The 23,103-nt window shown below is 70.2% G+C and carries 18 protein-coding genes, 1 pseudogene and 1 riboswitch; of the genes and pseudogenes, 6 read left to right on the top strand and 13 right to left on the bottom strand.

Features of this window, described 5'->3' with window-relative positions:
* Positions 1-86 precede the first annotated feature (86 nt).
* Positions 87-1,253 carry an MFS transporter gene (locus PLC66_RS13750; protein WP_324541350.1) on the bottom strand — a complete coding sequence of 389 codons (1,167 nt, stop codon included), beginning with the start codon at positions 1,251-1,253 and terminating at the stop codon, positions 87-89.
* 309 nt (positions 1,254-1,562) lie between these two features.
* Between PLC66_RS13750 and PLC66_RS13745 the strand changes: the two genes are divergently transcribed.
* The 4 genes from PLC66_RS13745 (at position 1,563) to PLC66_RS13730 (ending at position 5,187) form a co-directional block, all read left to right on the top strand.
* Complete coding sequence (locus PLC66_RS13745; RefSeq protein ID WP_324541348.1) at positions 1,563-2,183, top strand: DOMON-like domain-containing protein; 621 nt, start codon at positions 1,563-1,565, stop codon at positions 2,181-2,183.
* 16 nt (positions 2,184-2,199) lie between these two features.
* A complete protein-coding gene (locus PLC66_RS13740; protein WP_324541346.1) occupies positions 2,200-3,423 on the top strand; it encodes an exo-beta-N-acetylmuramidase NamZ family protein in 1,224 nt (407 codons plus the stop codon).
* A gap of 183 nt (positions 3,424-3,606) precedes the next feature.
* Positions 3,607-4,086: an RT0821/Lpp0805 family surface protein gene (locus PLC66_RS13735; RefSeq protein ID WP_324541344.1), complete on the top strand. Its 480-nt coding sequence runs from the start codon at positions 3,607-3,609 to the stop codon at positions 4,084-4,086.
* A gap of 30 nt (positions 4,087-4,116) precedes the next feature.
* The gene (locus tag PLC66_RS13730) at positions 4,117-5,187 is read left to right on the top strand and encodes a hypothetical protein (RefSeq protein ID WP_324541342.1); all 1,071 of its coding nucleotides are present in this window, start codon (positions 4,117-4,119) and stop codon (positions 5,185-5,187) included.
* Positions 5,188-5,250: 63 nt separating this feature from the next.
* Here PLC66_RS13730 and PLC66_RS13725 read toward each other — a convergent pair whose 3' ends face one another.
* Positions 5,251-9,012 carry an nSTAND1 domain-containing NTPase gene (locus PLC66_RS13725; RefSeq protein WP_324541340.1) on the bottom strand — a complete coding sequence of 1,254 codons (3,762 nt, stop codon included), beginning with the start codon at positions 9,010-9,012 and terminating at the stop codon, positions 5,251-5,253.
* Between the two features lie 79 nt (positions 9,013-9,091).
* On the bottom strand, positions 9,092-10,726 hold the full coding sequence (locus PLC66_RS13720; protein WP_324541338.1) for a SulP family inorganic anion transporter: 1,635 nt from the start codon (positions 10,724-10,726) through the stop codon (positions 9,092-9,094).
* 219 nt (positions 10,727-10,945) lie between these two features.
* On the opposite strand from PLC66_RS13720, the gene PLC66_RS13715 reads away from it, so the two are divergent.
* Positions 10,946-11,890, top strand: coding sequence for a ribose-phosphate diphosphokinase (locus PLC66_RS13715; protein WP_324541336.1), 945 nt, complete (start codon positions 10,946-10,948; stop codon positions 11,888-11,890).
* Positions 11,891-11,908: 18 nt separating this feature from the next.
* Here the strand turns inward: PLC66_RS13715 and PLC66_RS13710 are convergent, their stop codons facing one another.
* Both PLC66_RS13710 and PLC66_RS13705 read right to left on the bottom strand, forming a co-directional pair.
* Positions 11,909-12,382, bottom strand: a complete 474-nt coding sequence (locus tag PLC66_RS13710) for a phosphate-starvation-inducible PsiE family protein (RefSeq protein ID WP_324541335.1) — start codon at positions 12,380-12,382, stop codon at positions 11,909-11,911.
* A gap of 73 nt (positions 12,383-12,455) precedes the next feature.
* On the bottom strand, positions 12,456-12,863 hold the full coding sequence (locus tag PLC66_RS13705; RefSeq protein WP_324541333.1) for a TerB family tellurite resistance protein: 408 nt from the start codon (positions 12,861-12,863) through the stop codon (positions 12,456-12,458).
* A gap of 171 nt (positions 12,864-13,034) precedes the next feature.
* Here PLC66_RS13705 and PLC66_RS13700 point away from each other — a divergent pair, with 171 nt between their 5' ends.
* Positions 13,035-13,967, top strand: coding sequence for a LysR family transcriptional regulator (locus PLC66_RS13700; RefSeq protein ID WP_503012213.1), 933 nt, complete (start codon positions 13,035-13,037; stop codon positions 13,965-13,967).
* On the opposite strand, the gene trxA is transcribed toward PLC66_RS13700, so the two are convergent.
* The 8 genes and pseudogenes from trxA to PLC66_RS13660 form a co-directional block, all read right to left on the bottom strand.
* A complete protein-coding gene (gene trxA / locus PLC66_RS13695; protein WP_324541329.1) occupies positions 13,933-14,310 on the bottom strand; it encodes a thioredoxin in 378 nt (125 codons plus the stop codon). The two genes, PLC66_RS13700 and trxA, sit on opposite strands and share 35 nt — an antisense overlap.
* A 143-nt stretch (positions 14,311-14,453) precedes the next feature.
* Complete coding sequence (gene metH, locus PLC66_RS13690) at positions 14,454-18,152, bottom strand: methionine synthase (RefSeq protein WP_324541327.1); 3,699 nt, start codon at positions 18,150-18,152, stop codon at positions 14,454-14,456.
* Between the two features lie 75 nt (positions 18,153-18,227).
* Positions 18,228-18,302, bottom strand: a riboswitch (S-adenosyl-L-homocysteine riboswitch).
* 70 nt (positions 18,303-18,372) lie between these two features.
* Entirely contained in the window at positions 18,373-19,038 is a 666-nt protein-coding gene (locus tag PLC66_RS13685; protein ID WP_324541325.1) for a hypothetical protein, read from the bottom strand.
* Between the two features lie 12 nt (positions 19,039-19,050).
* Positions 19,051-19,542 (bottom strand): outer membrane protein assembly factor BamE domain-containing protein, encoded by a 492-nt coding sequence (locus PLC66_RS13680; RefSeq protein ID WP_324541323.1) that lies wholly within the window; start codon positions 19,540-19,542, stop codon positions 19,051-19,053.
* A gap of 206 nt (positions 19,543-19,748) precedes the next feature.
* The gene (locus PLC66_RS13675) at positions 19,749-20,954 is read right to left on the bottom strand and encodes an ABC transporter substrate-binding protein (RefSeq protein ID WP_324541321.1); all 1,206 of its coding nucleotides are present in this window, start codon (positions 20,952-20,954) and stop codon (positions 19,749-19,751) included.
* A gap of 99 nt (positions 20,955-21,053) precedes the next feature.
* Positions 21,054-22,001: a branched-chain amino acid ABC transporter permease gene (locus PLC66_RS13670; protein ID WP_324541319.1), complete on the bottom strand. Its 948-nt coding sequence runs from the start codon at positions 21,999-22,001 to the stop codon at positions 21,054-21,056.
* Entirely contained in the window at positions 22,001-22,870 is an 870-nt protein-coding gene (locus tag PLC66_RS13665) for a branched-chain amino acid ABC transporter permease (RefSeq protein ID WP_324541317.1), read from the bottom strand. Before PLC66_RS13665 ends, PLC66_RS13670 begins: the two co-directional genes overlap by 1 nt.
* Before the next feature lie 12 nt (positions 22,871-22,882).
* A pseudogene (locus PLC66_RS13660) lies at positions 22,883-23,103 on the bottom strand (ABC transporter ATP-binding protein); the annotation flags it as partial.

Raw genomic sequence — 23,103 nt, 5'->3', positions numbered from 1 at the left:
GCGTTGGCCCCAATATGGGCAGTCTGGATGGCCGCGACTGCCAACTCCGACACGCGGATGCGCCGAAGCAGTCCCCCGGCGCCGGCTCAGGACGGGCGCGTGGCAGCGCGCCACAGCGGGCGCAGCGCCAGCAGGCCGAGCAGCGGACCGGGCAGCAGCAGCCAGGCCACGCGCTCGCCGATCAGGGGCCACAGCCGGGTCGCGAGCTCAATCGACACCATGCTGATGGCAAAGCCGATGGCATTCTGGAAGGCAAGTGCGCTGCCCACGATCTCGGGTGCGCAGGCGCGCGCCGACAGCGCCGAAAAGTGCGGCGAATCCGCCACCACGCTGGCGCCCCACACCAGCATCAGGAGCGCCAGCCACAGCGGCGGCAAGCTGACGGCAAGCGGATAGAGCGCGCAGCACAGCGCCGACACCACCAGCGCCACGGCCGCCACCCGCGCGCTGCCGAAGCGCCGGCTCAGCGCCCCACCCAGCACGCAGCCTGCGGCGCCGACCGCGATCACCGCGAAGGCCGGCCCCGACACGCCGCCGGCGGGCGCGGCCGCGAGCACGAGCAGCGGCACCAGCGTCCACATCGCATACAGCTCCCACATGTGGCCGAAGTAGCCGCCCGCGGCAGCGCGAAAGCGCGGCTCACGCAGCGCCATCAGCACCGCGCCGAGCCTGAGCCGCGGTGCATCAGGTCGTCGCTTCAGCTGCGGCCCGTCACCGAGGCGCAGGATCATGCCGGCTGCAATCAAGGCAAGGGCGGACGACACCAGGATCGTGGCCTGCCAGCCAAGGCCCGCGTCGAGCGCACGCACTCCGTGCGGCAGGGCAGTGCCGAGGGTGAGCATGCCGACCAGCCAGGCGAGCGCCGCGCCGGCCTGCTCCGGCACCCAGCTCACCACCAGCTTCATGCCGAGCGGATAGACGCCGGCGAGCGCCAGGCCGACGACGAAGCGCCACGCCAGGCCATCGGCCAGATCGCGCGCGAATAGCGCGAAACCGGCATTGGCCAGCGCGCCGAGCAGCGCGCAGCAGGCGAAGATGCGGCTCGCGGCGAAGCGGTCCGCCAGCCCGCTGAGGGCGAAGCCGAGCGTGCCGAGGATGAAGCCGAGCTGCACGGCATTGGTGAGGCGGCCGATGTCGGCCGCGCTCAAGCCCCAGGCGAGCATCAGGTCGGCGCCAGCGCTGTTGGCGGAGAACCACAGCGAGGTACCGAAGAGCTGGGCGAGGACGATGTGGGCGAGGGGCGAGGCGCGCATGGGCATGCAGTGTGCGATGCAAGCGCCGCCGCGCTCAAGCAGGGTCATCCCTCGCCCGCCGCGGGCGCGAGCGGCTGCGCCCGAAAAAAAGCCCGGTCGCTTGCGAGACCGGGCTTAAATCCACATCACGAGGAGAGTGGAGGAGACGGAACAGATCATACACGCGGGTTTTGTGCAATGCAACATGAGCGATTGCGAATTTTGCCTGGCGGAACAAAAAGTGTGCCGATGACTGCCCGCGGCCATATCCGCCCCCCGCGCCAGCGGCTAAGATTGCGCCTGCCTCACCACCCGCCAGTAGCCTGCATCGTGCCTCCCAGCCAGCCCGAACGTCCCCGCGTCCCCCTCATCACCGTGGGCCTGCGCCCCCACCCGAGCAGCCCGGACGCCGGCGCGCCCGCCAGTGGCCCGGTCGGACGCCTGCTGGCGACGATGTATGCCCCGCCGGAAGGTGGCGCGGTGTTCGAGTTCCGCCTCGAGGACAGCCGCCCCGGCCGCCTGGCGATTCCCGCCGCGCGCACGCCCGGACCCGCCGATGAGTTGTGGAAGCACACCTGCTTCGAGGTCTTCCTCGGCGTGCCCGGCGAATCCCAGTACCGCGAGTACAACTTCTCCCCCAGCGGGCAGTGGGCGGTGTATGCCTTTCGCGCCTGGCGCGAGCGCGTCGCGGACTTCGTGCCCGCGGCCTCGCCCGAGCTGCGCGTCGAGCCGACCCGGGACGGGCTGCTGCTCGAGGCCTACGTGCCGGCGGCCCTGCTGCCGGTGGTGCCGCCGGGCACCGACCTGCAGGTCAACCTCGCCGCCGTCATCGAGCGCAAGGATGGCCGGCACGAATACTGGGCGCTGCGCCATGTCGCCGCCCAGCCCGATTTCCACGCCCGCGAGACCTTCGTGCTCGCCCTCACCACTGCGCCCCGCGCAGTCGCCTGAGCCTGCCTCTGCCGCCATGCCTGACGCCATCCAGTTCGGCCTCGACCGCCTGCTCGCCGACGCCACGCTGCGCCGCCCGCTCGTCGGGCGCCGCAGCGCCCTGCTCGCCCACCCCGCCTCGGTGACGCGTACGCTGACGCACTCGCTCGACGCCCTCGCCGCCCTGCCCGACCTCCGCCTGTCGGCCGCCTTCGGGCCGCAGCACGGCCTGCGCGGCGACAAGCAGGACAACATGGTCGAGTCGGCCGATTACATCGACCCGCTGCACCGCATTCCGGTGTTCAGCCTGTACGGCGAGGTGCGCCGGCCGACTGCGGCGATGATGGAGACATTCGATGTGCTGCTGGTCGACCTGCAGGACCTCGGCTGTCGCATCTACACCTTCATCACCACGCTGCGCTACGTGCTCGAGGAAGCCGCCCGCCACGGCAAGGCGGTGTGGGTGCTCGACCGCCCCAATCCGGCCGGCCGGCCGGTCGAGGGCACGACGCTGCGCCCCGGCTGGGAGAGCTTCGTCGGCGCCGGCCCGCTGCCGATGCGCCATGGCCTGACGATGGGCGAGCTCGCCGCCTGGTTCATCGCCACCCTCAAGCTCGACGTCGACTGCCAGGTCGTCACCATGCAGGGCTGGCAGCCCGATGCCGCGCCGGGCCACGGCTGGCCGCTGGGCGTGCGCAGCTGGATCAACCCCAGCCCCAACGCGCCCAACCTGTCGATGGCGCGCTGCTATGCCGGCACCGTGATGCTCGAGGGCACGACCCTGTCCGAAGGCCGCGGCACCACCCGCCCGCTGGAGCTGTTCGGCGCCCCCGGGCTCGACGCGCGCGCCCTGATCGCCGAGATGCACGCGCTGGCCCCCGACTGGCTGCGCGGCTGCGCGCTGCGCGAGTGCTGGTTCGAGCCAACCTTCCACAAGCATGCCGGCCGGCTGTGCAGCGGCGTGCAGATCCACGTCGAGGACCCGACCCACTACGACCACGCCGCCTTTCGCCCGTGGCGCCTGCAGGCCCTCGCCTTCAAGGCCCTTCGCCGCCTGCAGCCCGACTACCCGCTGTGGCGCGACTTCGGCTACGAGTACGAGTTCGAGCGCCGCGCGATCGACCTCATCAACGGCTCGCCGCTGCTGCGCGAGTGGGTGGACGACCCGGCCGCGAGCCCGGCAGACCTCGACGTGCTCGCCTGTCCGGACGAAGCGGCCTGGGTCGAGGCCCGCCGCCCCTTCCTGCGCTACCCGGGCTGAAGCGCGCGCCTGCGCGGCGCCGCGGGGCGGGCGCGGCCTGCGCCTGAGCGCAGGCAAGCGCACGCCGCAGCGTGAACTAGAATGGATGTGCCAGCCCCTGTCGCGACCGTCTCGAGACCCGTAGCAGCTGGCTGCCCGCCCTGTTCCACTTCCCGCCTTCGCCTCCCGCCCGAGGAGATCGACATGCGCCGCCTGCCTGCCGCACGCCCCCTGGCCGCCGCCCTCGCCGCCTTGTTAATGCTGTCGGCAAGCGGCTGCGAGAACATGCAGAAGCGCGACGTGGGAACCGCGATCGGCGGCATCTTCGGCGGCCTCATCGGCTACAAACTCGGCAATGACAGCACCGGCGGCGCCGTGATCGGCGCCCTGATCGGCGGCGCGGTGGGGCGCATGATCGGCCAGTACATGGACGATGCCGACCGCAAGCGGCTCGCCGAGACGATCCAGACCGCGCCGCGCGGACAGACGGTGAGCTGGCACAACGAGGACAGCGGGCGAGACTTCGCGGTGACGCCGACCTCGGACTTTTACGCCGACGCCGGCAAGGAGTGCCGCCGCTTCGACCAGGTCGTCTATGTGGATGGCCGGCGCGAGGTCATGGAGGGCACCGCCTGCCGCACGCCGGGCAGCGACGCCTTCGACTTCAGCGGCCAGTCCGCCTGAACCCTCGACCGCCCCACGGGGAGACGCCAGATGAAGCCCGCCCGCGCGTACCGCAGTCTGTGCCTGGCCCTCGGCCTCGCGCTGGCCACGCTGCCGCCCATGACAAGGGCGCAAGACCTCGACCCGGTGCCCGGGCGGCTCGGCACCCCGCCGGCCATCACAGCCGCCCCCACGCTTCTCGCGCAGACCCGCGATGCTCCACCCAACCAGTCCTATGACGACGCGGGCGGCGGCAATTACGGCGGCGGCGATGGCGGCGACTACGGCGGCGATGACCGTCGCCCGGCGGGCGGCAGCCGAAACTGGCTGATCCCGGCGATCGTCGTCGGTGCGGCAGCGCTGTTTGCGATCGGCAAGACCCTGGCGCAGGAAAAGACCGAGACGCGCGACGAGTCCGCCGGCACGCGCGAGCTGCTGCGCGACGGCCCGCAGCTCGCCCCCCAGTTCAACGCCAGCGCCTTCGGTGTGCGCGGGCTGGTGCGCGGCGGCTGGCCGGTGGTGGTCGATTACGCCCAGCAGCGCCCCGGGCGGGTGCTGCTGCGCATCGCGATCCCGGGCGCCGAGACCGTCAGCTACCGCCTCGACCAGTTCGGTCTCGGCCGTCATGTGCTGCGCTTCGAGCTGCCACCCTTCCTCGGCGACAGCCTCAGGCCGGCGGTGATCGCGCTCACCGCTGCCGACCTCGAAACCGGGCAGCAGACGATCGACGGCTTCAACGTCCATGGCCTGGGCATCGGCCCGCGCGCGGTGGGTTCGGTGGCGGTCGACCGGCTCGAGTTCGACCCCGGCCTGATGCGCCCGGCACGCGGCGACACCGCCCGCTACGCCTTCCATTCGCGCTCCGATTTCGACCACGCCGCGGTCGAGTTCATGCAGGTGTCACAAAGCCCGGACGGTGTGCGCAAGCGCTACGTCAAGGGCGAGCGCATCGGCCCGGTGCAGCGCGACAGCCGCGTCGAGAGCCTGCCGGCGCAGCGCTGGGACGGCCGTGACGAGCGCGCGCAGCCCTCTGCGGGCCGCCACCAGTTGCAGGTGCGGGTGTGGGACGAGGGCGGCGACTGGGTCGGCGCCTGGTCGGAGTCGGTCGTGCTGGTGCAGTGAAGCGCGCTGGACGGGCCCCCGCCACGGCCGCGCCGCCGCAGGGGCATGGCCGCAAGCGCTCCGTCATGGGCTGCAGGCGGCGCTTGCCGCGCGTTGCGCCCTGCGCATGCGTTCACACCAATCCGCACCCGCCAGGGTGCGAATCGCGCCCTGTTCATCCATCGTCGTCGCATTCCCGAGCGCAAGCCACTGCGCCACGCCGGCGCTGCCGATGTCGGCCAGCGGCCAGCGCCAGCGCCGCGCCTGCAATTCGTCCGCGGCAAGCAGCCCACCATCGACCGCGCCATGCTCGGGAAACAGCACGTCCGAGCGCAGCACGGCGCTGAGCGGGCGGCCGCCATCCGCATCCCACAGCCGCACGCTGCTGTTGCCCCACAGCACGACGCGACCGTCGCCAAGGAGCGCACCGCCGCGCGCGCCCTCGTCGAGCGCGAGCGGCGGCGACAGGCGGTCACCGGGGCCGAGGCGGCGCACCAGCGGGCCCGCTGCAAGCAGCCACTGCTCGCCCTGCGCGTGCAGTAACTGGTAGCCGTGCAGGCCGAGCGCATCGAGCCGCGCCTTTAGCGCCGCATCGGGCGCCTGCGGCCGCGGCAGGGCTGCTGCCCCGCCCGGCGCCGCGGGCGCAGTGGCTTCTAGCGCCGGCTGCCGCCGCCACAGGCGCACGCTGCCGTCGTCCGCCCAGCTCAGGATCGCGCCGCCGCTGTCGCCGCGCGCAACACCGCTTCCATCATCGAGTCCATCGTCGAATGTGCGATCGAAAGCATCCTCGAACACGGCGCCGATGACGCGACCGACGTGCTGCAGCGGCAGGCTCAGCGGTGTCAGCGTGCCGGCGTCCCACAACCGTGCCCCCGCCACCCGGCTCCAGGCCAGCACCCGGGTGCCATCGGCATTGGCCACGGCCAGCACCGGCGCCTCGTCGCGATGATGGCGGCCGCGCGCGGCCAGCTCGCCCAGCGCCAGGTCCCACACCTCGAGCCAGCCATCGGCGCCCGCGGTCAGCAGCCTGCCCGCCCCCGGCAGCAGCAGCACGCGCGACAGGCTGCCCTCGCGATCGAGCGGATGCTCGAAGCGCGGCATGCCATCGACCGCCTGCCACACGCGCACACGCCCGCGACCGGCACTCCACGACACCACCAGACCCGCATCGGCATCGAAGCGCACGCCGTCGATCAGCTCGGGCGAGCTCCAGCGCGCACTCACCCTGCCCTCGGCGAGGTCGTGGCGCAGCAGGCTGGTGTCGCAGAAACTGATCGCGCTGCGGCCGTCGGCGGCGAGCTCCACCCCGCGCGGCGCACACCCGCCCTGCCACTCGGCCGCCACCCCCGCGGCGTCCACGCGCCAGAACTGTCCGGCCGCCGTCCACGCCAGCAGACCACCGCCATCGACAAAGGCGGCGCCAGCGATGGCGCGGCCCCCAAGCGCATGGCGCGCGGGCGTGCCAGCGGGCAGGGTCCACAGGCGCACGCCGTCACCGCCCCAGCCCGCAAGCTGCCCGCCCTCGCGGTCGACGGCCATGCGCGCCACCCCGCCCTGGGCGAGCGCGCGCGCCGGCGCCTCGCCGCCCCACAGCCACACACCGCCCGCCGCGTCGCGGGTCAGCACTTCGCCCCCGCCCAGCACAAGGCTCTCCACCACCACATCCGGGTGGTCGTGGCGAGCCCGCAGGCGGCCGTCGGCGAGCCCGTGCAGCCAGGCCTCGCGGCCGCGCCAGGCCAACACCACGCGCGCGCGGGAAGCTGCCCCTTGCGCGTCGGCTCCCTCGCGCTCGCCCGCACCAGCGCGGCCGGCTGTCCCCACTCGCACGCCATCCGGCGCAGCCGGCAGGGCTATCTCGCCCGTCAGCTCGACGCCGCCGGCGAGCTGACCGATTGCAATGAGGGCGTTGTCGCGCGCCACCCCCGCGCCGCCGAGGTCGGCCGCGCGCGCGAGGTAGTGGGCCGCACGCAAGGCGTCGTCGCCGGCGTCGCGTGCCGACAGCGCCCCGCTCCAGTAGCTGTCGATGCGTTGACGCGCGGCCTCGCGCTGCTGCTGCCAGAATCCGGCGCCGAGCGCGGCCGAGGCCAGCAGCAGCACCGCCAGCCCGGCGCGCGCGCCCACCTGGCGCCGGCGTAGCCGTCGCACCGCGGCGGCACTTGCGTCGATGTAACGGTGCAGGGTCTCGCCCAGCTCGTCGGCGCGCTCGGCCCGCCAGCGCTGCGCCTCGACGAGCGGTCCGCCACGCAGCAGCAGGCCGGCGTCGTCGGCCGCACGCTGCCAGGCCTCGGCTGCCGGCAGCGCGTGCTGGCGCCAGAGCAGGAACACACGGTCCTCGTCGAGCCAGCGGCGCAGCAGATCCCAGGCGCGGAACAAGGCCTCGTGGGCCACCTCCAGCATGCGTGCCCCACCCTCGTCCCGGCCAGCCACCAGCAGGCGGGCGGCGACGAGGGCCTCGAGCAGCGGGTGCGCGGCGGCGGGCAGATCCTGCCAGCGCGCCGCGCGGCGCGTGTAGCCGCCCTCGGGTTCGACCCGCACCAGCTGGCGAAAGGCACGGCGCAGCGCACCGAGCGCCTCGTCGCCAGGCGCGAGGGCACCGAGCACCGCCTCGGCTTCGTGGCGGATCGCGCCCTCCAGGCCGCCGAAGCGCTCACGGTACTCGTCGAGCGTGATGCGGCGGTCATCGCCGAAATCGCGCCACAGCCGGTTCAGCGTGAACGCGAGCAGCGGTAGCGCGTCGGGGCGGCCGGTGTCGTGCGCCAGCGCCTCGACCAGCCCCTCCTCCAGTTCGAGCCCGGCAACGCGCGCCGGACCGCTGATGATCTCGGCGAAATGGCTGGCGTCCATCGGCGCCAGCGGCTGCTGGCGGAAGGGCAGCGCCCCCCATAGCGGCAGGGCCTGCAAGGCAGCCAGGTAGTCCGCACGCAGGGTCGCGAGGCAGTAGAGCTCGCCGCTCTCGGGCGCGAGCGCCACGCGCAGGGCCTGCACGAAGCGCGCCGCGGCCTCGGGCTCGCTGGTGGTGAGGAGCTCCTCGAGCTGGTCGAGCACCAGCAACACCGCCGGCCGCTCCGGCTCGGCGGCGAAGGCTGACGCCAGCGCCTCCCCGAGCGCGGCCGGGGCACTGGCGGGCGCGGGCCGCTCCTGCGGCAGCAGGCGGGCGAGCTCCTCATCGGGCCGGCGCAGCGGTCGCATCGGTCCGAGCACGCGCCACTCCGCCATGCGCGCGATGCGCGGCAACACGCCCGCGCGCACCAGCGAGGACTTGCCGCTGCCCGAAGCGCCCACCACCACCAGCAGGCGCTCACCGCCGTAGCGGCGCATCTGCGCCAGGGTGTCGAGGCAGCGGCGCTGCTCCTGATCGCGGCCGAAATACACCGCGGCGTCGGCCGCCTGGAAGGGTGCGAGGCCGGGATAGGGCGCGCGCCCACTCTCCCACGCGAAGCTGTCGGCCGGGTCCAGGCCGGCGCTGCGCATGCCGCGCCACAGGCGCGCGTAGCCTTCCTCGGCGTCGGCGCGCAGATCGACCACCTGGGTGTCGAGCAGCAGCGGGCGCAGGCTGCACTCGTCGATCACCACCGGGAACAGCCGCTTGCCGAGCGCACGCGCATGGGTGATCTCGGCGAAGCACCAGTCCGACGCCATCGAGTGCGTGCTGCACAGCACCACCACGCCGCTGCAGGTGCGCAGCCGGGCATAGATCTCGCGCTCCCAGTCGCGGCCGGCGGGAATGCCGTCCGCGGGATCGAAATCGAGAAACAGTGACTGGTAGCCCTGCTCGCGCAGCCGCGCAGCCATCGCCTCTGCCGCCAGGCGGTCGCGACTGCTGTGGCTGATGAAGATCCCTGACACCGCTGCCCTCCGACACGCCCCTCACCCGGCATGCAGCATGCACCCGCGGCCACCGGGCGCCAAGCCCCGCCTGCGGCGTTCAGGCCACCAGGGCGCGCGCCTCGCCCAGCGCCGCATCGAGGTCGCTGCGCAGCAGCGCCGCCGGCAGGTGCGGGGCGCGCAGGCGCATCAGCTCGGCCTGGATCGCCGGCGGCACGACGATGAAGACCGCGATCGACTGCGCCTTCAGGCGCTCGACCATCTCCTCGAGGGCGAACTGCGCCGACAGGTCCATGAAAGGCACGCGGCTGCAGTCGAACACCGCCACCCGCGTGCCGATCACCTGATCGACGCGGTCGAGCAGCTGGCTGGTCGAGCCGAAGAAGAAGGGGCCGCCGACCTCGATCACGCGTACCCCGCTGTCCATGTCCGCCTCGCTCTGGCTCACGCCGCCCGCCGCGCCTGCCTCGCCGGCCGCCGCACGCGGCAGCGGCCACACGCGAAAGCGTGCCTGGCCGACGAGCCGATGGATGATCAGCCCCATCGACAGCATCACCCCCGCCCCGACCGCGACGATCAGGTCGACCAGCACGGTGAGCAGGAACACCGCCGCCATCACCGCGACGTCGGCGCGCGGCGCGCCACGGACCAGCTTGAGCAGGCGGTAGTCGAGGATATCGACGCCGACCTTGATCAGGATGCCGGCCAGCACCGCGAGCGGGATCTGACTCGCCATCGGCCCGGCGCCGAGCAGCAGCGCGAGCAGGAACAGCGCATGGACCACGCCCGACGGCCGCCCCCGCCCGCCCGATTTGATGTTGACCACGGTGCGCATGGTCGCGCCCGCCCCGGGCAGGCCGCCGACGAAGGCGCACAGCATGTTGCCGATGCCCTGGCCGATCAGCTCGCGATTGGAGTCGTGGCGGGTGCGCGTCACCGAGTCGGCCACCAGCGAGGTCAGCAGGCTGTCGATGCTGCCGAGCATGCCCAGGGTGATGCCGAGCACCAGCAGCGTGGTCCACATCTCCAGCGAAACGCTCGGCAGCGTCAGCTCGGGCAGTCCGCTCGGGATCTGGCCGATCACCGGCACTTCGAAGCCGGCCAGCGCCGACAGCGCGGTCATCGCCAGCAGGGCGACGAGCGGTGCCGGCACGACGCGGCTGATGCTCATCGGCGTGCGGAACACGATCACCAGGGTCAGGAAGCCGAGCAGGACCGCCTCGCCGTTGATCGCGCGCAGCGCAGCGGGCAGCGCGATGATCGCCGCCAGCGGCGAGGACGCCGGCGGCGCGCCCAGCAGCGGCGCGCACTGCAGGGCGATGATGATGATGCCGATGCCACTCATGAAGCCCGACACCACCGGATAGGGAATGAAGCGTACCAGGCCGCCCGCGCGCAGCAGGCCGAGGCCGATCTGCACCAGCCCGCCAATGACGACCGCCCCCATGGCCAGGCCGAGGTCGCCGCCGACGGCGATCAGCGCCGCGGCAAACACCACGGTCATCGGCCCGGTCGGCCCCGAGATCTGCATCCGGGTGCCGCCCAGCAGCGCCGCCGCCAGGCCGAGCACGATGGCACCGTACAGCCCGGCCGCCGCGCCCGCACCGGAGGCCACGCCGAAGGCGAGCGCCAGAGGCAGGGCGACGACGCCGGCGGTCAGGCCGCCGAAAGAATCCCCCCGCAGGCGCGCAAGCGAATAGGGCCGCTCGTCCATCGACACTCCCGTGCTGGACATTCGGCCGGGCGGGTTTGGCCGATTCTGAGGGTGCTGTCTCCCCCGCCGTGTTGTGTCGCAAAGATGTGGCAAAAGCGCGGCCGACGCAAGCGCGGCCACGCCTCGGGTGCCATCTTCCCGTAGCATTACGGCGACCGCGCGTCGGGCCGACCGCCGCGTCCGCCTTCCACCCCACGCCGCGCAGGCCTGCGCGCCCCGCCACGACGGAGAATTCGATCGATGATCAAGCACGGCCTCCAGATCTTCGCCTGTAACGCCAGCCGCGAGCTGGCCTGCGACATCAGCCAGCGCCTGGGCATGCGTCCGGGGCAGCTCGACATCTCGCGCTTCTCCAACGACAACCTGCGCGTGCAGGTGCAGGAGAACGTGCGCGAGCGCGACGTCTTCGTGCTGCAGTCCTTCACCCAGCCGGTGAGCGAGCACATCATGGAGCTGCTGATCACCCTCGATGCGCTGCGCAGTGCCTCGGCGCAGCGCATCACCGCGGTGATTCCCTATTACTCCTATGCCCGCTCGGACAAGAAGGACGCGCCACGGATCTCGATCACCGGCAGGCTGATCGCCGACTTGCTGCGCACCGCCGGCGCCGACCGCGTGCTGACGATGGACCTGCACGCCGACCAGGTCCATGGCTTCTTCAGCGTGCCGGTCGACCATCTGACCGCCGTGTCGCTGATCGCCGAGCACTTCCGCAACCACTACGACCTGTCGAACATGGTCGCGGTCGCCACCGACGCGGGCGGCGCCAAGCGCACCGGGCGCTTCTCGGAGAAGCTCGGCATCCCGATGGCCATCATCGACAAGCGCCGGGTGTCGGACACCGCGGTCAAGCAGGGCCATGTGGTGGGTGAGGTCGCTGGGCGCGACGTGGTCATCTTCGAGGACGAGATCGCCACCGGCGGCACCCTCGTGTCCTCGGTGGACACGCTGCGCGCGGCCGGCGCCAAGAGCGTGCATGCAGCGGCGACCCACGGCGTGCTGTGCGGGCCGGCGATCGAACGCCTGGGTGCGGCGGCGATCGACTCCATCGTCGTCACCAACACGGTGAGCGTGCCGGCCGAAAGGCGCCTCGACAAGCTGACCGTGCTCAACGTGGCGCCGCTGTTTGCCGCCGCCATCGAGCGCATCCACAGCGGTCAGAGCGTGGGCGCGCTGTTCGAGTGATGACGCGCGCCCGGCTCTTCAGTTGCCCGGGCGCAGCGATACCATCCAGTAGGTCACGCCCAGCGCCAGCACGATGACGCCGATCGCGAAGAGGTACATCGGCTCGAGCGTACTCAGGTCGAGCACGATCACCTTGCGCGCGATCGCCATCAGCGCGGTCGCGATGACGAGCTTGACGTGGATGACGTCGTCACGCAGGTAGAGGGTGATGTTGACGAAGATCTCGATCGCGATCAGCACCGCCAGAAAGGCGGCGAACACGACGAAGATGTCGTTGAGGTCGAGCAGCAGGAAGGGCGGGGTCGACAGCTTCTCGTACAGCACCAGCACGACGTCGGCGACCGTCCACAGAATCACCGCCACCATCAGCACGGCAAGCACGCGGATCGCCTGGCGGATGACCCAGTGCAGGCGATCGATCAGGGGGTCGTCGACGCGCTCGCCGAGATGATTGTCGTGATCCGCAGAATGTGTGCTCTTCGCCCTATCCATGTCGGCCTCCCGGGCCCTGGCATTGCCGGAGGGTCCGGGCCGCCGCGCCGTGCGGCGTCCCGGACCCGTCCATTCAGTTCAGCCTGGCGGGTGCGCCGCGCATGCTCCACTTTTCCAGCGCACGCGCCAGCACCTCGACCTCGGCGGCCGTTTCCACCCCGTCGGCGCTTACGATGTCCTGCATGGCGCGCAGCAGCGCCTGCTGCAGCGCGGGCTCGGCGATATCCTCGAGGATCTGGTCCAGCACCTCGTCGGCAAGCTTCAGGCGCATGCCGTCCATGTAGTGGGCACCGAGCAGCAGGTCGTCGCAGTACTCGCGCAGGATGCGCTCGAACTCCACGCTGCCGATACCCAGCCGGCGGGCAAGGTCGGTGTGCATCAGGGTGTCGAGCTCGGTGTGGTCGAGGCCACCGTCGGCCAGCACGGTGAGGGCAAGGATGCGGGCGGCGGCAGGGGTGCTGTCGGTGTCGTAGTGGCGCATGATGCTGTCTCCTTCTTGTGTCGGGATGGCTGCAAGGCCCGGGTCAGCCGGGTTGGGAGACCCCGACGGCGCTGCAGACAGCTGCAGACTAAAGGAGAACAGTTCTCATAAAAAGTCGATTAGTGTTAGTCATTGAATCGCTTTTTTCGACGGAACGAGGCCAGCGCGATGATGACTGAACTCAACTACAAGCACTTGCGCTACTTCTGGACGGTGGCGCGGGTGGGCACGATTGCCGAGGCGGGCCGGGTGTTGAACCTGGCGCCCCATTCGATCAGCGCCCAGCTCGCCACCTTCGAGGCGGCGCTCGGCGTCAGCCTCTTTCGCCGGGTCGGCCGCCGGCTGGCGCTGACCGAGGCGGGCGAACGCATCCTCGGCCATGCGGAGCAGATTTTTGCGCTTGGCGACCAGATCGCGGACGTGCTGCGCGACGACAGCCTGCGGCGCAGCCTGCCCTTTCGCATCGGTTTCCCCGACTCGATGCCCAAGTCGGTCGTCCATCGCCTGATCGAGCCGGCCCTGCACGTTGAGCGCCCGGGCCGCCTGGTATGCCGCGAGGCACCGCTCGCGGAACTGCTCGCCGAGCTCGCGGTGCATCGGCTCGATCTCGTGATCGCCGACCGACCGATCCCGCCCAATGTCAGCGTGCGCGGCCACAGCACCCTGCTCAGTGAGAGTTCGCTGACGGTGTTCGCCGCGGCTGCGCTGGCGGCGCGCCTGCGGGACGGCTTTCCCGCCAGCCTCGACGGCGCCCCCTTCCTGCTGCCGGGTGAGGACGTCGTGCACCGCGCTGCGCTGCTGCAATGGTTCGACACGCAGCGCGTGCGCCCCTCCATCGTCGCCGAATTCGATGACAGCGCCCTGATGAAGGCCTTCGGCCAGAGCGGTGCAGGCGCATTCGTCGCACCAAGCTCGATCGCCGACCATGTCTGCCGGCAGTACGACGTGGAGGCGCTGGGCGAGATCGCCGAGGTCCGCAGCCAGGTGTACGCGATCACCACCGAGCGCCGGCTGTCGCATCCGGCCATGCAGGCCATCCACCATCAGGCTGCCGGCAGCAGCGAATCGCTCAGCTTTGCTGCTGTGCGGCCTGCTGAGCGCTGATCTCGGCGCGCACCTGGTCCATGTCGAGACCGCGCACGCCCTCGATCACCTGGTTCAGCGCGTTCGCCGGCAGCGCGCCGGACTCGCGGAACACCATCACGCCCTCGCGGATCACCGCGATCGTGGGGATGGAGCGGATCTGGAAGGCGGCGGCGAGGTCCTGCTGGGCCTCGGTGTCGATCTTGCCGAACACGATGTCGGGGTTGGCCTCGGAGGCCGCCTCGTAGGTCGGCGCAAAGTTGCGGCAGGGACCGCACCAGGCGGCCCAGAAATCGAGAAAGACGATCGGGTTCTGCGAAACCGTATCGTTGAAGTTGTCGCCGGTGAGTTCGACGGTTGCCATGTCAGCCCCTGTTTGAATGAGCGACTGCCGATGATACACGCCCGGAAGTGGGGCCCCGGCGTGATCTCGTCGCGCACGCGCCGCGCGCAGGCCGCACAAGGGGGTACAGGCCCGCCCGACGCAGCGGGCCTGCAGGCCTGCGATCAGAGCAGCGGCGCCAGCCAGCGCGCCGCCTCTTCGACCTCCATGCCGGTGCGACGCGCCCAGTCCTCGAGCTGGTCGCGGCCGATCTTGGGGATGGCGAAGTAGTGGCTGTCGGGGTGGGCGAAGTAGAAACCGCTCACCGCCGCGGCCGGCATCATCGCGTAGCTCTCGGTGAGTTCCATGCCGATGCGCTCGCGCGCGCCGAGCAGCTCGAACAGCGGGCCCTTGACCGTGTGGTCGGGGCAGGCCGGGTAGCCCGGCGCCGGGCGGATGCCGCGGTACTGTTCGGCGATCAGCGCCTCGTTGTCCAGCGTCTCGTCGGCGGCGTAGCCCCAGCACTCGCGGCGTACGCGCTCGTGCAGCCACTCGGCGCAGGCCTCGGCGAGACGGTCGGCCAGGCTCTTCAGCATGATCGCGTGGTAGTCGTCGTGCGCGGCCTCGAACCCGGCGACCCTGGCCTCGATGCCCAGGCCGGCGGTCACCGCGAAGGCGCCGACCCAGTCGGGCACGCCCGAGGCCTTGGGCGCGACGAAATCGGCCAGGCACCAGTGCGGCTTGCCCGCCGGGCGCTCGTGCTGCTGGCGCAGGCCGTGCCACACCATGGCCAGGTGCTTGCGGTCCTCGCCGGTGTAGATCTCGATGTCGTCGCCGACGGCGTTGGCGGGGAAGAGGCCGAACACCGCCTTGGCCTGCAGCCACTCCTCGGCGACGATCCTGTCCAGCATCGCCTTGCCGTCATGGAAGACGTTACGCGCGGTTTCGCCCACGACTTCGTCGTCGAGGATGGCGGGGAAGCGGCCGGCGAGATCCCAGGTCTGGAAGAAGGGGCCCCAGTCGATGTAGCTCACCAGCTCGCCAAGCTCGACGTCGATCGCCTGCACGCCGAGCATGTTGGGGCGCGGCGGCTCATAGTCGGCGGCGACGCGGAAGGCATTCGCCCGCGCCGCCTGCAGGCTCACCAGCTGCACGCCCTTCTTGTTGGCGTGCAGGGCGCGGATCTTCTCGTAGTCGGCCGCGACCTCGGCCTTGAAGGCCTCGCTCTGGCCCTCGGACAGCAGGGCGGTGACCACGCCCACCGCGCGCGAGGCGTCGGGTACGTACACCACCGGCTGGTCGTAGTGCGGCGCGATCTTGATCGCGGTGTGGTTGCGGCTGGTGGTGGCGCCGCCGATCAGGAGCGGCACGGAAAAGCCCTGGCGCTTCATCTCGGCGGCGACGTGGCTCATCTCTTCCAGCGAGGGCGTGATCAGGCCGGACAGGCCGATCGCCTGCGCGCCGTGCTCCTTCGCCGCCTCGAGGATCTTCGCCGCCGGCACCATCACGCCGAGGTCGATCACCTCGTAGCCGTTGCAGCCGAGCACCACGCCGACGATGTTCTTGCCGATGTCGTGCACGTCGCCCTTGACCGTGGCCATGATGATGCGGCCCTTGCTGCTGGCGCCGGTGCGCAGCTTCTCGGCCTCGATGTAGGGAATGAGGTGGGCGACCGCCTGCTTCATCACGCGCGCCGACTTCACCACCTGCGGCAGGAACATCTTGCCCGCGCCGAAGAGGTCGCCTACCACGCTCATGCCCGCCATCAGCGGGCCTTCGATGACCGCCAGCGGCGGCTTGCCTTCGGCCTCGAGCCTGGCGCGGACCTCCTCGGTGTCGGCGACGACGAACTCGGTGATGCCCTTCACCAGCGCGTGCGACAGGCGTTCTTCCACCGACCAGGCGCGCCAGGCGAGGTCCTGCGTGGACTCCTTGGCCTGGCCCTTCACCGTCTGCGCCAGCTCGACCAGCGCTTCGCCCGCTCCGGGCTTGCGGTTCATCACCACGTCCTCGACCTTGTCACGCAGTACCGGGTCGAGTTCGTCATAAACGCCGAGCTGGCCGGCGTTGACGATGCCCATCGACAGGCCGGCCTTGATCGCGTGGTACAGGAACACGGTGTGGATCGCCTCGCGCACCGGGTCGTTGCCGCGGAAGCTGAAGCTCACGTTCGACACCCCGCCCGAGGTCTTGGCCCAAGGCAGGTTCTCCTTGATCCAGGCCACGGCATTGATGAAGTCGACCGCGTAGTTGTCGTGCTCCTCGATGCCGGTGGCGATGGCGAAGATATTGGGGTCGAAGATGATGTCTTCGGGCGGGAAGCCGGCGCCGCCCTCGGCCACCGGCTTCACCAGCAGCGTGTAGGCGCGCTCGCAGATCTCGGTCTTGCGGCGGAAGGTGTCGGCCTGGCCCTGCTCGTCGAAGGCCATCACGATCACCGCCGCACCGTAGCGGCGTGCGAGGCGCGCCTGGCGCAGGAACTCGGCCTCGCCCTCCTTCATCGAGATCGAGTTGACCACCCCCTTGCCCTGGATGCACTTGAGGCCGGTCTCGATCACCGACCACTTCGACGAGTCGAGCATGATCGGCACGCGCGAGATGTCCGGCTCGGTGGCGATGAGCTTGCAGAAGCGCTCCATGGCGGCGACCGAGTCCAGCATCGCCTCGTCCATGTTGATGTCGATGACCTGGGCGCCGTTCTCGACCTGCTGGCGCGCCACCGCGAGCGCGTCGTCGAAGCGGCCCTCGAGGATCATGCGTGCGAAGGCCTTGGAGCCGGTGACGTTGGTGCGCTCGCCGACGTTGACGAACAGCGCATCGCTGCCGACGTTGAAGGGCTCGAGGCCGGAGAGGCGCAGCTTCTTGTCGATCGTCGGCACGACGCGCGGGGCGAGGCCGGCGACGGCCTCGGCGATCGCCGCGATGTGCGCCGGCGTGGTGCCGCAGCAGCCGCCGACGATGTTCACCAGGCCGCTCTGCGCCCACTCGCGGATCTGGCCGGCGAGGTGCTCGGGCGTCTCGTCGTAGCCGGTGGGCGACAGCGGGTTGGGCAGGCCGGCGTTGGGGTGGGCGGACACATGGGTGTCGCAGGCGGTGGACAGCTCGTCGACGTACTGGCGCAACTGGTCGGCACCGAGCGCGCAGTTGAGGCCGAAGCTGATCGGCTGCGCGTGGCTGAGCGAGTTCCAGAACGCCTCCGCGGTCTGGCCCGACAGCGTGCGGCCGGAGGCGTCGGTGATGGTGCCGGAGATCATCACCGGCCAGCGCTTGCCGAGGTCGTCAAACAGCTTCTCGATCGCGAACACCGCGGCCTTGGCGTTCAGCGTGTCGAACACGGTCTCGATCAGCAGGATGTCGGCGCCACCTTCGAGCAGGGCCTTGGCCGAGTCGTAGTAGTCGTCGGCGAGCGCATCGAAGCTGATGTTGCGGTAGCCGGGGTCGTTCACGTCCGGCGAGATCGATAGCGTGCGCGAGGTCGGCCCGAGCACGCCGGCGCAGTAGCGCGGCTTGGCAGGATTCTTCGCGGTGTATTCGTCGCACAGCTCGCGCACCAGGCGCGCGCCCTCGACGTTGAGCTCGTAGGCCAGCGCCTCCAGCCCGTACTCCGCCTGCGACACGCGGGTGGCGTTGAAGGTGTTGGTCTCGATGATGTCCGCGCCGGCCTCGAGATAGGCGCGATGGATGCCGACGATGACCTGCGGGCGCGTGAGCACCAGCAGGTCGTTGTTGCCCTTGAGGTCCTTGGGGTGATCGAGGAAGCGCTCGCCGCGGTAGTCCGCCTCGCCCAGCTTTTCCTGCTGGATCATGGTGCCCATCGCGCCATCCAGGATCAGGATGCGCTCGGCGAGAAGCTGGCGGAGTTCGGTGCTGCGATCGGCTTGCATGGGTCGTCCTCGGTCATTCAACGGTCGCCGGGCAACGCCACGCACAAAAGCGAACGGCGCCACAAACCGGCTGAAGGTTTGTGAGCGCCGTTGATCGGTTGCCGAGCCTGGCCCGCACAGGATCGGTGGGTCGCAGCGCTCCTCGGCAAGACGCGGATTCTATCGGCTGTCCTGGCCGCCTGCCAAGCCCGTCGCCGCAGGCTGTCGACGCACGACGCGCTTACCAGATCCACGGATAGGCGAAGGGATGAGCATAGGGGTAGCCATAGAAGCCGCGCGGGTAGCCCCAGCGCCCACCCCACACCCAGGGGCCGCGGTAGTAGCCGCCCCAGAAGCCGAACATGCCGCCGTCGCGCGGGAACACGTAGGTCTGGCTGGTGCGCACCACCTTGCCATCGATGAAGTGCACATTGAACAGCGTGGCGATACCCGGGCCGTCGTTGCGAATGTTCCAGTCCCACACCACCTCGCCCGACAGGTGGAAGGTCTGCACCGAGCGGTGGGTGCCGAGCAGGCGCGCCACCTGCTCCTCGTCCATGCCCGGCTCGACCCGCGCCAGGTTCTCGGCCGCCAGCGCATCCCACTGGCGCAGCACGATGCCGCCCTGATCGACCTCCACCATCAGGCAGGTGTGGCCGTAGGGCTGGGTGGCGTACTCGAGCACGGTCGTGCCGTCGTCGTTGGTCCAGCGCCGCATCGGCTCACCGCGCTCGGCGAGCGCCTCGGCCTCAGTGGTGTAGGGGCGCGGCGGTTCAAACACGGCACAGCCTGCAAGCTGCAGGGACAGGATGGCGAGCGCCAGCCACAGCAGACTGCGCAAGCGCCCGTCCAGCAGCGACAGTCGCCCTGGCCTCGCCGCGCAGACAAGTCGCCCGGTCGTGTTCATCATCCTCCTCCTTCAGCGGCGATAGCGCGTGTAGCGTCCCGTACCGGTCACCCGGCCCTCGGTGTTGAAGGACACGGTGAAGAACATCGGGTCGCCGCCGGTGCTATTGCCGTGGTCGAACTTCCACTCCCACACCGTCTCCTGCTTGAGCTGGAAGAACTGGCTGGAAGCCGGCTTGCCGAGCAGGCGCCGCACCTGATCGCCGTTCATGCCGCGTTCGACGCGCGCAAAGCTCGCTTCGTTCAGCACCTGGTCGATGCTGCGCAGGATGTTGTCGGTGCCGATGGTGATCATGAAGCACTCGATGCCCTCGGGCTGGCGGCTGTACTCCCAGGTCGTCGAGCCATCCTCGTTGCGCCACTCCATGTGCGGCGGCCCGAAGCGCTCGCGCACCTCGACTGCCGTCGACACCCCCGGCTGCAGCTCGCGCACGTTGATGTAGTCGCAGGCGGTGATGCCAATGGCCGATAGCAAGCTGCAAACCCAGGCAAGCAGGCGTCTCATCAGTCAGTGCTCCAGACGGGGGGCCGGACCGGAGGCCGGCGATCGATTTCGCCTCAAGCATCCGCCATGCAGGCGGCCTTTGCAATCCAGCAAGCGTGAGGCTTTGCAAATGCCGGACCGCGTGAGCCTCAAGAAACCAGCGAGGGCCGGGCGGGTCACCCCGGCCGGCCCTCGTCGGCGCTGCACGGCGTCGCCGCCGCTCATGCTCACTTCATGTCGGCGATCGCCTCGTAGGTGCTGCCGCTGACCTTGAAGAAGGCGTAGTTGCCCGGCACGTCGCCGGCGGCATCGAACTCATGGTTGCCGGCGGCGCCCATGTAGTCGATGTCCTTGCCTTCGGCGATCAGCTGCTTGGCCTTGGCCCACTCGCCAGCCATGACCGGCTCGCCCGGCGCCGAGGCCACCGCGCGCAGCGACTCGGCCAGCTTGGCCTTGTCGCCGCCCGCCTTCTCGATCGCGAGCGCGACCAGGAAGGCGGCGTCGTACGAGGTGGTGGTGAAGATCGCATCGGGGTTGCCACCCGCGGCCGAGAACGCGGCGCGGAAGGCGTCGAGCGAGGCCGAGGCTTCGCCGACCGGCGCCGAGGCGAAGAAGCTCGCGAGGTTCTGCTCGCCAAGCGAGCGGATCACGGCCTCGGACTTCATGCCGTCGGCGCCGATGAAGGTCTTGAAGAAGTTGTTCTCCAGGGCCTGGCGCAGGATGGTGAGGCCGGTGCCATCGCCATAGTCGAAGATCACCAGGGTGTCGGCGCCACCGCGGGCGAGCTGGGCGAGGTCGGAGCGGTAGGAGGCTTTGCCGTCCTCATGCCCGGAGTAGCCGGCGATGGTCCCGCCATTGGCTTCGAACTCGGCCTTGAAGGACTCGGCCAGGCCCTTGCCGTAGTCGTTGTTGAGGTAGGCGACCGCCACCTTGTCGATGCCGCGCGCCTTGAGCGTGCGGGCGAGCGCGCGGCCCTGGTAGTCGTCGGACGGCACGGTGCGGAACACCAGGTCCTTGTCGTTGAGCCGGGTGATCTCGGGCGAGGTTCCGGACGGCGTCACCATCAGCACGCCGGCCGGCACCGTGACCGAGTTGGCTGCCGCCAGCACCGCGCCCGAGCAATGCGGACCGACGGTGGCGATCACGCGGTCGATGTTGACCGCCTTGGTGGCGGCGTCGGTGGCGTTCTGCGGGTTGCAGGCGTCATCGCCAACAACAAACTCGAGCTTGCCGCCATTGAGGATGCCGCCCTGTTCATTGACCTGAGCGATGGCCAGGCGCGAGGCATCGAGCATGGACGGCGCCATCGCCGCGATCGGGCCCGAAATGCCACCAAGCAGCCCGATCTTGACGTTCTGCGCGTGGGCGGGGGTGGCGAACGCGGCCGCGCCGAGGAGCGCGCCGACGAGGGTTGCAAGGGTCTTCTTGTTCACTAGGGTCACCTCCAGAATGTGCCGTGGCACGTGTTGGCTGAATCGGAGGTCCTGCGGACCTCCTGGGTTGAAAACATCAAGGCCGCTCGACCCAGCGCCTTACCGCGACGGCGGCGCACCGCCGGCGTGGCGTTCGGGCAGGATGCCCTCGGGGCGGAAGCGCAGCACCAGCTGCAGCGTCAGGCCGATGATGAAGACCCGGGCGTACTTGGCCTGGATCGCCACCTCGGTCGGCAGGCGGTCGGTGAGCAGTTCGGACACCGACCAGATGATCCAGATCACCGCCGCACCCAGGATGGCGCCGCGGTTGTTCCCCGAGCCGCCCAGGATCAGCATGATCCAGATCAGGAAGGTGGCGATCATCGGGTCGATCGCCTCGGGCGTGATCGAGCGGTTGAAATGCACGAACAGTGCGCCCGCCAGGCCCATCAGCGCCGAACCGAAGACGAAGGCCTGCAGGCGGCGCTCGGCCACCCGCTTGCCCATCGCCGCGGCGGCGTTCTCGTTGTCACGGATGGCCCGCATCATGCGGCCCCAGGGCGCATTCACCTGACGCTCCACCAGCATGTAGGCGATCAGCACCAGCACCACCACGATCGCCAGATAGGCGAGCTGCGACTGCATGTAGGGCAGCTCGCCGAAGGGGCGCGGGATTCCGGTGATGCCGCGCACGCCGCCGGTGAGCCAACCCTCGGTGCGAATCACCAGGCGGATGATCTCGGCGATGCCGATGGTGGCGATCGCCAGGTAGTCGGAACGGAAACGCAGACAGATCTTGCCGATCGGCCAGGCGATCGCCGCAGCCACAAGCATCGCCGCCACCCAGCCAAGTACCATCGGCAGCTCGAAGCCGCCCAGCCGATGCGCCGCCGGCAGGCTGGTGAGGATGGCCGAGGTGTAGGCGCCGATCGCAAAGAAGCCGGCAATGCCGGCATTGAACAGGCCGGTGAAGCCCCACTGAATGTTGAGCCCGAGCGCGAGCAGGGCATAGATCCCGATCAGGATGGCCATGAAGACCGCGTAGTTGGCGAGACCGAGCAGATCCATCAAAGCACCTTGCCGTTGAGCAGGCCGCGCGGGCGGACGAGCAGGATGAGCAAGAGCAGCGCGAAGGCGGTTGCCGCCTTGTACTGCGCCGGCAGGATGAAGATCGACAGCTCCTCGGCGATGCCCACCACCAGGCCGCCGAGCACCGCTCCCTCGACCCGCCCTACCCCGCCGACGATGGCGGCGGCGAACATCGGCAGCAGCAGCTGCCAGCCCATCATCGAGTGCAGCTCGGTGTTGATGCCGAGCATGAAGCCGGAGGCCGCGCACAGCGCGCCGACGATGGCCCAGGTCAGCATCGTCACCTTGCGGTTGTCCACCCCGGACAGGCGGGCCAGGTCGGGGTTGTCGGACATCGCCCGCATCGCCTTGCCCCACTTGGAGTGGCGCAGGAAGAGCGCGAGCCCGACCACGATCAGCACCACCGAGGCCAGGGTGTAGAGCTCGCGCGGGCGAAGCAGGATGCCGAAGTAGGAATCTGGCCGTACGATGCCGGTGGCGTAGGTCTTGGGATCCACGCCCCACATCACCTGCACCACCGAGCGCAGCATCAGCGCCACGCCGAGCGAGGCCATCACGGTGACGATCTTCGGCCGCGCCTTGAGGTAGTCGTAGAAAGCCTTGTCCACGCCAATGGCCACCACCGCGGTCGCCGCCATCGCCAGCGGCAGCGCCGTCCATGGGTCCATGCCGCCGGCGACGAGAGCGAGGGCGATGAAGGCGCCGAGCGTGGCCATGTCGCCATGGGCGAAGTGGGCGAAGCGCAGGATGCCGAACACCAGCGTGATGCCGATCGCGCCGATCGCATAGATGGCGCCGAGGACGATGCCCGGCACCAGGTAGAAGTTGAGGAAGTCGAGCAGGGTCATGAAGTCGTCCTGTCAGCCGCCGAGGAACATCTCGGCCACTTCGCGATCGGCAAGCAGGGCCTGGCCCGTGCCCTCGTGGCGGTTGGCGCCGGTCGCCAGCACATAGCCGCGGTCGCAGAAGGCCAGCGCCTGCTTGGCGTGCTGCTCGACCAGCAGGATGGACACGCCGGCGTCGCGTACGTCGCGGGTGATCTGGAAGATCTGCTCCATGTACTTGGGCGACAGCCCGGCGG

Origin of the sequence: Thauera sp. (genome assembly GCF_035444905.1) — a bacterium.
In the GTDB taxonomy this organism is placed as follows: Bacteria; Pseudomonadota; Gammaproteobacteria; order Burkholderiales; family Rhodocyclaceae; genus Thauera.
The sequence above is the reverse complement of the archived record's forward strand: the minus strand, read 5'-3'. Positions and strand labels throughout refer to the sequence as shown.